This is a genomic window from Paenibacillus sp. JT31N11 (assembly GCF_056269285.1).
The window spans coordinates 52,446-66,728 of sequence record NZ_JBWDNQ010000012.1 but is presented as its reverse complement, the minus strand read 5'-3'; the positions used below and the strand labels follow the sequence as shown (position 1 = coordinate 66,728).

At 47.9% G+C, this 14,283-nt stretch carries 10 protein-coding genes; 4 read left to right on the top strand and 6 right to left on the bottom strand.

Translation table 11 applies throughout. The annotated features are described in order from the left end of the window. Nucleotides 1-283: 283 nt before the first annotated feature. Nucleotides 284-1,162, bottom strand: coding sequence for a helix-turn-helix domain-containing protein (locus tag AC0YNV_RS30100; RefSeq protein ID WP_475771319.1), 879 nt, complete (start codon nt 1,160-1,162; stop codon nt 284-286). 125 nt (nt 1,163-1,287) lie between these two features. Next, entirely contained in the window at nt 1,288-2,295 is a 1,008-nt protein-coding gene (locus AC0YNV_RS30095) for a zinc-dependent alcohol dehydrogenase (RefSeq protein ID WP_475771318.1), read from the bottom strand. A 387-nt stretch (nt 2,296-2,682) separates the two neighbouring features. Here AC0YNV_RS30095 and AC0YNV_RS30090 point away from each other — a divergent pair, with 387 nt between their 5' ends. Both AC0YNV_RS30090 and AC0YNV_RS30085 read left to right on the top strand, forming a co-directional pair. After that, on the top strand, nt 2,683-2,895 hold the full coding sequence (locus AC0YNV_RS30090; protein ID WP_475771317.1) for a hypothetical protein: 213 nt from the start codon (nt 2,683-2,685) through the stop codon (nt 2,893-2,895). A 142-nt stretch (nt 2,896-3,037) separates the two neighbouring features. Then, nucleotides 3,038-4,198: an acyl-CoA dehydrogenase family protein gene (locus AC0YNV_RS30085; protein ID WP_475771316.1), complete on the top strand. Its 1,161-nt coding sequence runs from the start codon at nt 3,038-3,040 to the stop codon at nt 4,196-4,198. Between the two features lie 87 nt (nt 4,199-4,285). Here the strand turns inward: AC0YNV_RS30085 and AC0YNV_RS30080 are convergent, their stop codons facing one another. Next, nucleotides 4,286-5,002: a PIG-L family deacetylase gene (locus AC0YNV_RS30080; RefSeq protein ID WP_475771315.1), complete on the bottom strand. Its 717-nt coding sequence runs from the start codon at nt 5,000-5,002 to the stop codon at nt 4,286-4,288. After that, the gene (locus AC0YNV_RS30075) at nt 4,999-5,310 is read right to left on the bottom strand and encodes a DUF1806 family protein (RefSeq protein WP_475771427.1); all 312 of its coding nucleotides are present in this window, start codon (nt 5,308-5,310) and stop codon (nt 4,999-5,001) included. The genes AC0YNV_RS30080 and AC0YNV_RS30075 overlap by 4 nt, the downstream gene beginning before the upstream one ends. Before the next feature lie 225 nt (nt 5,311-5,535). Here AC0YNV_RS30075 and AC0YNV_RS30070 point away from each other — a divergent pair, with 225 nt between their 5' ends. Together AC0YNV_RS30070 and AC0YNV_RS30065 are read left to right on the top strand one after the other, a co-directional pair. Next, on the top strand, nt 5,536-7,242 hold the full coding sequence (locus AC0YNV_RS30070; protein ID WP_475771314.1) for a sensor histidine kinase: 1,707 nt from the start codon (nt 5,536-5,538) through the stop codon (nt 7,240-7,242). Nucleotides 7,243-7,279: 37 nt separating this feature from the next. Next, on the top strand, nt 7,280-8,863 hold the full coding sequence (locus AC0YNV_RS30065; protein WP_475771313.1) for a response regulator transcription factor: 1,584 nt from the start codon (nt 7,280-7,282) through the stop codon (nt 8,861-8,863). Nucleotides 8,864-8,941: 78 nt separating this feature from the next. Here AC0YNV_RS30065 and AC0YNV_RS30060 read toward each other — a convergent pair whose 3' ends face one another. Continuing rightward, nucleotides 8,942-11,140, bottom strand: a complete 2,199-nt coding sequence (locus tag AC0YNV_RS30060; RefSeq protein ID WP_475771312.1) for a heparinase II/III domain-containing protein — start codon at nt 11,138-11,140, stop codon at nt 8,942-8,944. A gap of 39 nt (nt 11,141-11,179) precedes the next feature. Then, on the bottom strand, nt 11,180-14,275 hold the full coding sequence (locus AC0YNV_RS30055; protein ID WP_475771311.1) for an alpha-mannosidase: 3,096 nt from the start codon (nt 14,273-14,275) through the stop codon (nt 11,180-11,182). Nucleotides 14,276-14,283: the final 8 nt, after the last annotated feature.

Below are 14,283 nucleotides of genomic sequence, written 5' to 3'. Positions count from 1 at the left end.
TCATTTTCCTTTCCGTTGACACTTCATTACGCTTGATTATCATCACTCTCAAAATAAAAAAAGAAATAAAGCAGCAGTACTTTATTTCAGGAACATCATAGTATGCAGTTGAATAGAATACGATCCGATTGACCATAATTTCTTGTCGCTTAATCAGTTTACCATGACTATAGTTTTTTGTCGATAATTGACAGTCCGGAACTGAAAATAAAGTTCTGAACTGTATGCGCCATTCGTGAAGTCAACAGCGCATATTCCGCCTGCTCCGCCAGTTAATGTTTATTCATTTCCATAATTTAGAGTTCGAAGCTTGAAAATGACTGGGTGTAACACCGACCATTGCCTTGAAGGCGCGGCTGAACAGGTGAATGCCCGAGAATCCTACTTCCCTGGCAATAACGGTCAGCGTTTTCCCGCCCTCAAGAATTCGCTGCTTGGCCTGTTCGATTCTGACATGCGTCAAATATTTGTGAATCGTAATATTCAGCTGCTCCTTAAATAAAAAAGATAAATGATTGGTCGAGATGCCGGCATGCTTGCTAATGGAAGCATTGTCCAGCTGCGGATCCCAGTAATGCCCGTTAATGAAGCTGATGGTTCTCTCAATGAATAGCCAGCCTTTGGTCATCTTGCCCTCATGGGAGCCGCTGTTAATCTGGCCTTTTAAGAACAGGAACAGCAGCTCGATGCAAACCGCCTTCATGAGCAGCGCGTTATTCCCGCGTTCATCAAGGGATGCTTTGTGCATCATGAGGAAGCTTCTTTTCAGGTCTATACGGTCTGCCGGACGCAAGTGGGAGATGGGCAGAAGGCTAGCCATCCGCATCTCACGTTCCGGGATTTGTCTCTGCTTGTCCATCGTGATTCCGGTTTCCGTCCAGGCGCTTCGCTCGCCGTCATAGTAGAGATCGAAATGAAAGATGTATTGAATAACAGGAGCAGCCGATGTCGTGCGGATGATATGTGACATGAATGGACTCATCAGGAGAACATCGCCCTCTTGAACGAGATACTTCACCCCGTTCAATATAAAATCCGCTTCGCCCTGCTCGATGTACGTAAACACATGATCATAATCCACCCATTCTCCCGACAGGGAGGAGGATTTCAGAATTTTGACCTTTCTCACAAAGGGAGAAATCGTATTCATCCATGCTTCCATCGTCTATCCCTCCGAACCCGCTTCACCTGTGATACTGATCCGCCCCTGCGCGGCAGGCTTCACATTCGATTGTCTCCTATCACTATTATAAAAGAAAAGGAGCCTATTCTGCCAAGCCGGCGGAATCAGGTCCAATCATATAAAACCCCGTGGTATTGATCCTTGTCATTCCGCAATCCTTCATATGCGGATGCCGCTTCCTCCGGTTTCAGCACATGGCTGATCAGCGGCTCAATCTGCAGCTTGCCGCGTTTCATAAGCTCGAATACAATTTGCGAGTTGCGCACCAGGGAATGCTTGAGAAATTCATTCGGCTCAACGGGATAACGCCACTCGTGAGCCCCTTTGAATGTAATGCATCCACGGTTATAAAGATGGCAATAGTTTAACACATCAGTCAAATCGGTATTAAATTCCCCCCTTGGACTGCCCAGGAACACGATCTCCCCTAATCTGGCGATCCAGTCCAGACTCTGAGCGGCAACCCGGGCAATGCCCGTGGCTTCAATATGTGTGGAGACGCCGATTCCGTCCGTCCTTTCCTCCACCCTCCGCTTGGCTCCCCCTTCACCGCTGTTGTACGTATCGAATAATCCGCAGCGTTCGGCAATTTCAAGCCTTTTGCGGGACAGGTCAATTCCAATAACATTAGCCCCCTGCAGTCCGGCCAGCTGGGCTGCCATATTTCCAACCAGTCCGAGCCCCGTAACACTCACATAATCGCCAAGCTCGATATTGGACACCCGAATGGCGGTAGCGGCCACCGTAGCCATGCGCGTAAAAGGCACCCACCGCAAGTCCAGCCCTTCCGGGACCTTCAGGAACGTTCCGCGGGTCGAAACGGCCTGATACCTCGAGTGATCCCCGTAATGAAAAACGATGTCCCCTTTCCGCAGGGCAGACTCCCCTTCTCCCATCTCGACAATTTCGCTGACCGAGGCGTAGCCCGGCGTTCCCGGCATCTGAAACCAGCTCTCGTCCCCGGACAAGCAGGCCAGTTCCGTTCCTGGACTGATCAGCGTAAACAGCTTCCTCACGACTGCCTCTTCAGCCAGAATGGGAGGCGGATCAAATGCCTCCTCCACCACTTCAACCTGCCACGGTTTGACGAAAACAACTTTTTTATTCTCCATTGTAAGCGCTCCCTTATTTTTGGTCTCCTTACAATATAATTGTTTTTTGAAGGGAAGTCTTTGAGGAGAACTCTGATTTTTTATCGAAAAAACCGATTGATCCGGCAAAAGGGATTCAGCAGGGGATTCGGACTTGGGCTATTCTTTTAAAACTTGAGCTCTACTCCGTCCAGTTCTCCATACCGTCCCCCAGACTTCCGAACCGATGAGGGATGGAGGCTTCCATAATCGCATCATAGTTCCAGTATGCTGCCGAAACATCCGTCCAATTTACTTCCACAAGAGCAGGATAGATATACTCAATTCTTTGAGTATAGCCAACCCATTATTACGCGAGTAAAGTATTTTACAGAAGAGAACACATAACGCAAAGAGGTGAATGAACAAATGAAAAAGATAATGGTTGTTTTTACGGTGGCAGTTGGACTTTTTGCATCAACCGCAGGCTTGGCCTTTGCATCGGACGCCCTCCTGTCACCCGATCGCAATCCCCCGGTCATCGTGCTTGTTCTGCCGGATCCGTACCTTCCCATCATGGTACCACCAGATCCGTACCTTCCCATCATCAAGATTGTGCCGCCGGATCCGTACAGACACTAGGCGGTTATTACCGCAAAGGCAGCATCCCGGGAGGAACTCCGGGGATGCTGCTTTTTCTTTTGAACCGCGCTTGGAGCACTCTTTCAATTTGTACATGACCCTGTGCCAATTGGTATAATAAGAGGGAAGGAGCGTGTGACTGATGATTCGATATATTGATCAATATATTCGCAGTGAGGAAGAGCGGATGCGGGCCGGCAAAGTAGAGGAGCTGGCTGCCCGTTTCGCGGAAAGGGCCGCGCGGCATGACCATGAAGGATCTTTCCCGTTTGAGAATTTTGCCGACCTGCGGGAGGCCGGATATTTAAAGCTGACAGTCCCTCAGGAATTCGGCGGGGACGGGCTCTCGCTGTACGACCTCGTGATGCTGCAGGAACGGCTCGCGTATGGGGATGGTTCGACCGCATTGGCCGTCGGATGGCATATCGGGCAGGTTCTTCATCTCCGGACAACCCGAAAATGGCCGCAGAACATTTTTGCCGATTTGTGCCGCTCTATCGTGAAGGATGGGACCATGATCAATACCTTTGCCAGTGAAGCGGCAACCGGCAGTCCCAGCCGGGGCGGACGGCCCGAGACAACGGCAGTCGCCATAGAGGGTGGATGGCGGATTACGGGGCGCAAAACGTTCAGCACGCTTTCGCCGATTCTCGACCGTTTTGTCGTATCGGCTTATATCCCGGATGAAGATTGTACGGGCGACTTTCTTGTTCATCGGACAGACCGGGTGACCGTTGTGGAAACCTGGGACACGCTCGGGATGCGCGCAACCGGGAGCCATGATGTGGTGTTGGACGAGGTTTTTGCAGGCACGGATATGCGGCTTTCCGGAAAAGGCATGGACGACGGGGGCGGCTGGCTGCTGCATATTCCGGCATGCTATATGGGCATTGCCCTGGCTGCACGGGATTACGCCCTTGAATTTGCCCGCTCCTACCGTCCAAATAGCCTGGCCGAACCAATCGCCTCTATCCCCTCGGTCCAGCACTTGATCGGGGAGATGGAAGTCGAACTGAGAACCGCCCGTTCGCTCCTGTATGCAGCGGCGGACCGCTGGGACCGGGAGAAGGAGACGCGGCCCTCCCTGAAACCGGAGCTCGGCTTGGCCAAGTATGCAGTCACCAATAACGCCCTCAAAATCGTGGACCTCGCGATGCGGATTGTCGGTGCTTCAAGCTTGTCCCGCAAGCAGCCCCTGGAACGGTACTACCGGGACGTTCGCGCCGGCCTGCACAATCCGCCGATGGATAATATGGTCCTTAACAGCTTGGCCGCTGCCGCTTTAGGCGAGAAGTCCCTGTGACACGGGGAGGAAACGCTGCAAAAAGAAACTTGCTTCATCCTTTGGACGATGCAAGTTTCTTCTTTCTGAACTATAGAAATTCAAGTGTTATGCGTTGAACAAATCATGGAGAGCTTGCGCCCGTTCCCCAGTGTTTCCCTTGAGAAAATATTCATGTCCGCCGAATCTGGCAAGCGCCTCTTGATCCGGCTGCCATACCCATTCGTCGATTTCGGTCTGGCAGCGGTGGGCGCGGAATGCCGCAAGCTTCGCCTCCAGATGAGCATGCACGTCGATTTTGACGACGTCTTTGCGGGTATAACCGTACCGCTCCGGACGCTCCATCGCATCGCCGAACGTAATGAAGTACAGATTTCCCCTTTGCCCGGTTTGTTGAAAAGCGGCTGTCGTCGCTTTTCCGATCGCGCAATGATCCGGGTGTCCGCCCAGCTTTTCATGAAAAGTAAGAATGACGTCCGGATCGACTTCTTGGATCAAGCCGGCAATTCGCGCCGTCAGCTCGGCCTCATCGGCAAATTCAACCGTCTTGTCGCGGATATCGAGGAAGATCAGACGCCCGATACCCAGGCTTGTACACGCTTGCTGCAGCTCTATTTCGCGGGCGGCTGCCATCGTTTCCCGGTTGAGATACGGCGGATTGCCCATTCGGCGCCCCATTTCGCCACGGGTGGCGCTCACCAGCGTAATGTCGACTCCTTCGCTGGCATATTTCGCTAGGGTGCCGCCGCAAATAAACGACTCGTCGTCAGGATGCGCAAAAACCGCCAGAAGCTTGCGCAATGGTGCTTTTTCGATGTTGTTCATTCCGGAAATGGCTCCTTTCCCAGGTGCAGGGCGACATTCATCCGCCCTCTGTCGTCATAGCCAGCCAGCAGAAGACGGCCGTTCCCGTCTACCTCATAATGTGTGAGGGCTTCCATACGGAGCCACCCGTGTCCATCGAAGCGAATTGCGGCGCGAAAGGGACCATCCCCAGCCACGTACGCATGGGTAACCTTGACCTTGAAATTGCGGACGAAAACAAATGAAGTCGCCTCGCTGTGAATATAGGCGTCAGCCCCGACGAAGGTTCGAAGCTCGGCCTCCACCTGAGGCTTGATTATTTTGATCATCACGTTTGGTTCTCTTTTCTTAAAGGGATTTTTTATTGCAACATAATAATATCACAATATTCATATGAAATCTGTTTCATATTCATACAAAGGATGGAGCTGATTGCGATCAAAACCAAAATTCAAACCCAATTTTTTTTATATTATCTTTTTCTTTCCGTAATACCGCTTTTGGCTCTTTCCTATTACTCCTACTATAATATCAAGACAAACACGCAGCAGGATTTGGTCAATACGATTTCATTTGATATGCGGCAAAGCCAGTCTTCCCTCGATAATTTGTATACAAGGTTTCAAAAATATACCGATATCCTGTCCAACTCCACCACGTTTTACAATGCGGTGATCTCCACATCCAATGATATGAAGAATGGGAAGATCCAGCAGGCCAAGTACAGCGGTGCGATTAATCTTGATCCGCAAATCAAAAGCTTGTTTGCAACGGACGATGTGATCTCTGCCGCAATGGTCGTTATTGACGGGCGGGTCGTATACAGCTATAAGGATTTTGTATCCATTATGAATAATTTCGAAGATAACCCAATTATTGTAAATACAAAAAATACGCCCAACATGCACTGGTTCAGCAATCAGTCCAGCCCTTTCGGTTTGTTCGACGGGAATTATACGATCATTACTAAAAACATCTATGACATCATTGGTAACAACCCGACGGAGAGCATCTGTCAATTTGTCATCCTGATTAATCAGCAAAAGATTACCGATCTGTTAAACGATCATCTTCGATTTGCGGACAGCATCATTCGAGTTATTGATGGAAACGGTAACATAATTGCCGGCAATGACAGCGTTCCCCAGACAAGCGAAGAGCATTTTAATAAAATTATCCAACAGATGCCTTCCGATCAAAATTCAACTCATACGAAATATATCGATAACTATCTCGTTTTACAGAGCTTTTCAACCACTTCCAATTGGCATATCGTTCAGCTGTCTCCATCCAAGCATGTAACAAAAGCATCCTCATCCATTATTTTCTTTACCATTTTTCTGATAGCGGGTCTGCTGATCATCATGTTCCTGTTTTCTTTCTTTATTTCCAAAGAGATTATACTTCCCATCAAGCGCCTGGCCCATGCCATGAAAAAGGTTGGCGAGAAGAATATTAAAATTGAAATCGTACAGCATTCAAAAAATGAAATCGGGGAAATCATCAGCGGATTTAATCAGATGGTAAAAAGAATTGACAATCTGTTTACACTTACGATTGAAATCGAAGGCAAGAAGCGAAAGTCCGAGATTGACATGCTCAAATATCAGATCAATCCGCATTTCTTATATAACACCATCAATTCCATCCGCTTCTCTGCCATGAATCACAAGGATGAAATAACGGCCACGATGCTGGTAACCTTGAGCCGTCTGCTTCGGAATACCCTGAGCCATACAAGCCATGTTATTCAATGGGGGGAAGAAATCCAAAACATCAAGGACTATATTATTTTGCAGCAGCTTCGGTATGATAACCAATTAAATGTAGCGTATAATATAGGAGAAAACACACAACATTTGTTTGTGCCCCATATGATTTTGCAGCCTATCGTCGAGAATTCCATCATGCATGGATTAAATCAGAAATTAAACTCGGGGGCTTTTGCAAGCGTCATCATCTCTTCCTATTTAAAAGATAATCATATCCATATCATTTCTGTTTACGATAACGGGGTCGGTATTGCGGACTCTATCATGGAGAATATATTGGAGCATAATTCAACGATTGTTTCGGATTCCCTGCAGATCGGTTTAGTCAATATTCATAAACGAATCAGACTCCAATACGGAGAGCCCTATGGAATCGAGCTGGAAAGCGCAGCAGGCGAATATTCCAACGTGAAAATCATTTTGCCTGTACTAAAGAATATCGAGGATGAGCTTCCCATTTCGTTTGAACACATCGAAAACTATTCCTAATAGAAACGGGTGAAGGATCACGGTTAACGTTATTATTGTGGATGATGAGCCCTATGTCAGACAGATGATCAAAAGCATGATTAATTGGAAGGAATTATCGCTGGAGCTGGTGGGCGAGTTCTTCAATGGCGAAGACGCCTATAAGCGGATCATTGAGGACAGCAGCATAGAGCTGGTTATTACTGATTTGAGGATGCCGGTCATGGATGGACTGGTTCTGATCAAAGAGGCTTTAGCCATCCGGAGCGAATTAAACTTTATGGTCATCAGCGCCTATGACGATTTTCATTTAGTCAAGGAAGCGTTCATGCTTGGCGCCAAAGATTATTTATTGAAGTCCGAGATGACTGAGGATCATATTTATAATACCTTGTCCAATCTGCGATTACACGACAGCAAAACCTCTGCAGCCGGACTTGAATTCAAGCCGGACACTTCCAGCCGGGAAGCGGAGCCCTATTCCAGCGGAGAACTAATGAAGGAAAACCTGCTCAGCAGGCTGGCTGCGGGAAATATAAAGACTAGCGATATCGGTACTCTCCAGGAATTACTGTGCAAAAATGAACAAAAACGATTAGCGCTGGCGATATTGAAACTGAATAAAATGGATATTCATGCCGCCCTTCCCGAAGCATCCTTCAAGCATGAAATTTCAGAATATCTATCCCATACCGAAGAGCTGCTGGCCCCCGGGAGTGAAGTGCGTTATGAAATTGTTCAGACTTCACCCTATGAGTATTTAATCCTTCTGCTCTATTCCAGGCAGGAATCAGACTCTTCGATCATGAAACATTTAAAACATGTATATGACAGCTTTCGTCCCCCAGGCTTCAATATTAATCTGGGCTTGAGCCGTATCGCTTCTGATTTCGCCCGGCTTCCCGAGCTCATTCATGAGGCGCGGATTTCCACCGATTACTGTTTTGTTGCAGGCAACGGGTCGATCATCCGGTATACGGCACAATTGGATGAAACGCCTCCTTTGGAAATCGATGTTATGAAGCAAATTTCCATACTGAAGAAGCTGCTCAATTCCATCCTTTTTGATAACGGCAAAGCGGATATAAGCAAAATTATGGTCGTTCCCGGATCTGTGAACGCCAGCCATATTCATGCCATTATGGACCTTTATATGAAATATCATTTTATCCTGATCGACTTTGCGCTGCAAAATGGACTGCATGGCGAAATTCGCGCTTTAAGCAATGAGTATGAAAAGCATTTGAAATTTTACGGCGACCTGAACTCGTTGAACAAGTGGCTTGCTTCCGTCATGTCGCGGGTTCAGGCCCGCAAGGGCGAGAATTCGGTCATCAATCAGGTAAAGCACTTTGTTGAAGAGAATTATACCTGCGATATCAGCCTGCAATCTGTCGCCCTTAAGTTTAATATCAACAGCAGTTATCTCAGCCGCCTTTTCTCGGAAACAGAGAATACCAATTTCATCGATTATTTAGCGCATATCCGAATTACCAAAGCGATCGAATTCATCAAAACATCGAATCTGAAAATATATGAAATCTGTGAAAAAGTAGGCTATACTTCACCAGAGCATTTCAGCAGAACCTTCAAAAAAATTACGGGAAAAAGCCCGAAGCAGTTCATGGATGGGCGGGAATAACAAAAAAATCTGCCGAAGTCAAATTCGGCAGATTTTTTGTATTGCGGTTTAGGCGAGCAGCTTGTAATCTCCGGCGTGCTAGATTTTTATAGTGCTTGTGCCAGCCTTGAGTTTGAATTTTCCGGGCTGCGCCGGCGAGGTCTTAAAATAACAGCTGGCATCGGAAGTGTTGTGTACCGTAATGCTGCCGTCCTCCAGATTCAACAGGCTGTCATTTTTAAGCATGGAAGAGATGTAACAAATGCCGTCAATTTTCAACAGGCTGCCATTATGCTGCGCGACTTGAAGGATTTTACCGTCATGGCTGCTCTTGATGTAAATGATAAACGCATCTGTCTCTATATTTTTGTACGTAAGGGAGGAATTCTGATGCATGACTCTTCCGTCTGCGCTCATATTGTATATGATGCGTTCCGTGCCGTCTTCTCTTTCAATAATGACTTCCTTGGCCCATTCGCCCTCGTCAGCCGTGATTCGAACCTCGCTGGTGCTGCCCGAAGGCAGCTTGAAGCAATGAATGAACTTCTCCCGCCGTTCCTCCGTAGGCGTTGATATTTGCAAATATTCAACCTCCGGCTGGACCGGTGCAGCGGAACCTCCGTTCTTGATTTCATGGGCATATCCGGACTGCAGCTGCCACTCTTTATTTCGCGGGAACAAGCTGTGTATTTCAAGCTGTACGCCATGGCTGGTCAGAACAGCGAGGTTCGCATCCAGTTCCACTTTCCCGTTCACATGAAGATTATAATGCAGATTTCCCTCTTCATAGGTAAACAGATCGTCGATCATGACAATCATATCTTTGATAAAGATGACATGGCGGTAATATCGCTGGAACTGGTTAATGAAGGGGCCGGCGCAATCCGCGAGAAGATATTTATACTGTTCCGTCGACAGAAAGGCCGGGAAATTGCCCATATACTTGGTGCCATGATATCTGATATCGTCCGGCTCCTGACCGCCGTTGAAATGGATCACATTATGCGCTTGGGGCTTAATATAGTACTGCACATAATTCGGATCGCCATAGCTGCAGTTGCCCGAATCCGTTATAAACAGCTGTCCTCTGCAGGCAAGCTCGAACGTTCCGGCATCATCATGATTGTGATTCCAGCTTTCTCCCGTTTTCATCATAAAAGAAGTGTCGTCCGCCGTAAAACCGCTGCGTATGATGGCATATCCCGTATCATGAAAGATCTTTTCTCTGGGCGGCAGCCAACCGCTCGAGGCTATATCGGGATTGTAAAAATAAAATTCATAAGGCAAAGCAAGCCGGGCGTTCAGTTGTTTGAAGTTCTCCTGCGTCCACGATTTGTTGAATTTGCCGCATAAATAAAAAATATACTGGCTGTGCTTCTCAACTTGAAGAGAGATGTCTCCAAAATCGGCAAGCCTCGGTCCATCCCACAGTCTATGAAAAAAGGATGAATAGAAATCCGCCGTCTTTTCCTCCAACTCGCTGAAATCCAAAGCATCCAGTCGATCATCTTTTTTCAACATTTCATTGAATGTACAGTAATTGGAGAAGGCATACATAAAATACCCGACATACTCTATGTAGTCCCCGTCACTTCCGAAATTGGCCTTTTTATTTTGCAGGATATTCCCGGGGTAATTCATCCATTCTCTTAACGAATCCATAATTTGATCCAGGCAGGAGTCAAATTGGGGGACTCTGCTTTTACCGGCTGTAAGTAAAACTACGCCCATTCCGCTTATACAGACATTCCACCAGTTATGCCCCATCGTATCCAGAGCATTCACATGGTTTTCCGGTGACAGCCATTCCTCGTACAAGGGATAAAAGCTGTTATGGAGCAATCTAGAGGTTACTTCCTGAATATACTCCTCCGGCATTTGAGCTTTTATATTCTCTAATGCAATCGCAATATGCACGCCTATATCAGCCGTAGTCAGATCCGACTTCCACACCTTGAAGTTTGGCCCCAGATTGGACCAGCTGTCAGCGCTGCATACCGCAGAAATCAATCCTTTCACAATCGACAGAAGGCTGCTGTCAGGTTCGAGAAGATAAAGAAAAGAGGCGTTGACGCTTAATTCCGACAGCTCTCTTGTCAAGGCAGTACGTTCATAATACGCTTTCTCCTCGTCAGCCGCCCGATGGTTTAATTCCAGAAGAAGCTTATGCTTCTCCTGGACAAATGTATAATCAACGGACAGGATGTCTTTTTTCAGCAGCTCAAAACTATTGGCCGCATAGGGATCCTTACGGATAGCGTCCCGAATCCGCGCGATCGAATGATGATCAAATAACATATTCATCCTCCCTCTTTCGTCCAAAGCCGTTTCCAGGCTTTAATAGCTGATCCTGATCGTTTTGATCTCAAACGGCTTAAAGCTCAGCTGCATATCATTCTTATCCTCCAGCTCCTGAATTTCTTCCTCCAGCATGTTGGTCACTGCGGCCCGCCTGACAGCTTGACCGAAGACCAAAGATGAATTCGTATACGTGCCTTCCGCTTCATACAGCCTGATTACATAGGCTTTATCATTATCTTCGCATGGCTTGATCGCCTCAATGATGATATTGGGCGCGCTGACGCTGATAAACTTTTCAAAGCTGCATTCGCCCGGAATAATAAGCGGCTTGTAATTAAATTCGTGGGCGGGCTTGATTACGGAATCCGCATCAAATCCGCTGTTATGCGGCAGAAAAGCATAGGAGCACATATGCTCCCCCTTGTCTCCGCGGTAATCCGGACGGCAGCCGCCTTTATGCAAGGTCAAGGCAAGCTGTGAATGATGGACGGATATGCCGTATTTGCAGTCATTCAAGATACTGACGCCGTATCTGTTTTCCGAAAGATCGGTATATTTGTGGTTGCAAACCTCGAACTTTGCTTTCTCCATATCCGTATTCCGTGTTGTCGGACGCTTGATGTACCCGAATTGCAGCTCCTGTCTCGCAAAATCCGCAAACACACTCGTATCGAATACGGTCTTCAGCAGTCTGTGATCGTCCTGCCAATCCATCAAGGTTTCGAATTTCACCTGCCTGCTGCCGCTGTAAAAAATCATGTCCTGAATCAGGCTTGATTTGGCGGTCAGCTTATAGCGGTTGCGGATTCTGAACTCGACGTGACCATCCGATATGACTTCGCTACCCAGAAGAACAGCGCTATCCTTGAACTTAAGCTCAATATCGGCGTCGATGTCCCAGCTGTCCCAGGCTGTGGGCACATCCTCGGCGATAAGCAGCGTATTCAGGGCATAGCCCTGGCCTCTCAGCTCCCTGTTCAGACTCTTGTCGATAATGGACGCCATGTATTTTCGCTCATCGAGAACCACTTTGTATAATGGCGTTTCCAGGACAGTGCCGTCATAGGTAAAGCAGGAGCCTTCAGCGGGATAGCCTTCCACCCGTTCAAGCACTGCGGAGGATAGAGCTTCCAGCTTTACGCCCGAAACAGCCAGCTTGCGATAGCCCGAAATATCCGTTACAATTTGCTGTTTGTAGCCTCCTTTTACAATATACCCCTCCACATCATCCAGATAGATGACATCGCTGCGGTCGAAGGATAAGGTGTTGAGGACCGAAATGCTGTTCTCCGCGGCTTTGGCCGGAACGGCCTGTCTGATTAATTCATCGGCGGCTTGAATGATATGCGTTGTTTCCTCGATGCTCCGGTCATGGACCGCCGGAATGGACGTGCCTGGCAATATATCATGAAATTGATTGACAAGAAGCGTCTCGACAAGAGGCTTGATATGCGTATCGATGCATATGGCATCATGATGGACGGCGTTCCGGACGGTGAGATATTCCAGATCATGCAGCCGTACTTCCGACAATCTGTTATTGCGTTTAATCGTATGCTGGTTCGTGAGCGTTCCCCGGTGAAGCTCCAGATAGAGCTCGCCCGCATATACGGAAGGGTTTGTCAGCGACTGCTCCAGCCTTTGCATAAATTCGCCCACGAACATCGTCTCCACCTTCGGACAACCTTCCAGATCGGCCGATCTCCGGGCCATCTCAATCATTTCAAATTGCGGCCCTCCTCCGCCGTCGCCGTAACCGTACGCCAGCAGCCGCATATTCGATACCGTCTTGTCGGTTATTGCGTCTCTCGATTTATGGCCGTCAAATACGGAGTCAATGCAGGTTTCCGGATCCGGCCACAAATGGGTTTTGTTCAAGTGCGTCAGCACTCTCGTACCATCCAGTCCCTGCCAGTAAAAGGTATCGTAAGGGAATTTATTCGTATCGTTCCATGCCATTTTGGTCGTAAGGAAATAATCGACCCCGCAGCCCTTCATAATTTGCGGAATGGAAGGACTGTATCCAAACGTATCCGGCAGCCAAAAGCAGTTGGACGTGTAGCCGAAATGCTCCCGGGTAAACCGCTGCCCCCACAGAAACTGCCGCAGCATCATTTCCCCGCCTACCAGATTGCCGTCGCACTCAATCCAGACTGCTCCATTCGGTTCATATCTGCCCGCTTTTACCGCAGCTTTTATTTTTTCGAACAACTCGGGATAATGGTCCTTGATCAACTTTCCGTGATAAGCGGAGCTCTGTACAAATTTGTACTCCGGATACTGCTCCATCAAGCTGATTTGATTGGAATAGGTGCGGGTGCATTTTTTGATTGTTTCCTCGATGGTCCAGCGCCATGCCGTATCCATATGGGAATGGCCGATAACGGCCGCTACGGGGGCGAGTGAGGTATTCTTGTATTGATATAAGGTTTTGATTAATTGGCTGGCCTGTCTGACGGCATCATTGAATATTTCCTGCTCGATACTGTCGGGAGAATAATAAAGAATCTCATGGATCTGCGTTAATGTTTTGATGATGTTGGCCCTGACAAAGCTGTTCTTGTCCAATGCGCCGGCCATTTGATTGAAGGTTTTCAGATCGAAGTAAAAATCCGCCATTTTATCGTTTTTCACGCAGATTTCCATTGATATGTATTTGTGCATATAATCGGAGCGCGGTGTTGCGGCCAGGGGCTGGCTCGCAATGGAGAAATGACCTGCATAGGATTCCAATGCAATGTCGATGATTTCTCCGCGCTCTGCATCTGATTTGAGCAGATCGCAGTAGTGATTGCCATGGCTTGCCGTAAATATCCCGAAAGGCGATCCATTGACCCACAGAAGCGATTCATGTCCTCCGACATGCGGTTTAAGAAAGAGGGCTTGATGCTCCAATCCGTCCTTCACCCGGTACTCGCCCTTAAACCAGCAATAGTTCCCCTCGCCGCCCCAGCTCTCGCCTGAATCGGCCCTGCTGAACAGATGGCTTTGCGGTATTTGATGGAGTCTTTCCGGCGTCCGGTACATTTCAACCTCGAAGGTATCCACCTTGGTGAAGATGTAGGGTTCAATCGTGTGCTCAAATCGTTTCAGCTTACCCAGCATTCGTTCGGTCTGTTTTTCGTTCAGCATATCTATCT

Excerpts from the sequence above, each read along its gene's own strand:
- AC0YNV_RS30055 (WP_475771311.1), bottom strand. The coding sequence starts at position 14,275 with ATGCTGAACGAAAAACAGACCGAACGAATGCTGGGTAAGCTGAAACGA.
- AC0YNV_RS30100 (WP_475771319.1), bottom strand. The coding sequence starts at position 1,162 with ATGGAAGCATGGATGAATACGATTTCTCCCTTTGTGAGAAAGGTCAAA.
- AC0YNV_RS30085 (WP_475771316.1), top strand. The coding sequence starts at position 3,038 with ATGATTCGATATATTGATCAATATATTCGCAGTGAGGAAGAGCGGATG.
- AC0YNV_RS30095 (WP_475771318.1), bottom strand. The coding sequence starts at position 2,295 with ATGGAGAATAAAAAAGTTGTTTTCGTCAAACCGTGGCAGGTTGAAGTG.
- AC0YNV_RS30080 (WP_475771315.1), bottom strand. The coding sequence starts at position 5,002 with ATGAACAACATCGAAAAAGCACCATTGCGCAAGCTTCTGGCGGTTTTT.
- AC0YNV_RS30075 (WP_475771427.1), bottom strand. The coding sequence starts at position 5,310 with ATGATCAAAATAATCAAGCCTCAGGTGGAGGCCGAGCTTCGAACCTTC.
- AC0YNV_RS30060 (WP_475771312.1), bottom strand. The coding sequence starts at position 11,140 with ATGTTATTTGATCATCATTCGATCGCGCGGATTCGGGACGCTATCCGT.
- AC0YNV_RS30090 (WP_475771317.1), top strand. The coding sequence starts at position 2,683 with ATGAAAAAGATAATGGTTGTTTTTACGGTGGCAGTTGGACTTTTTGCA.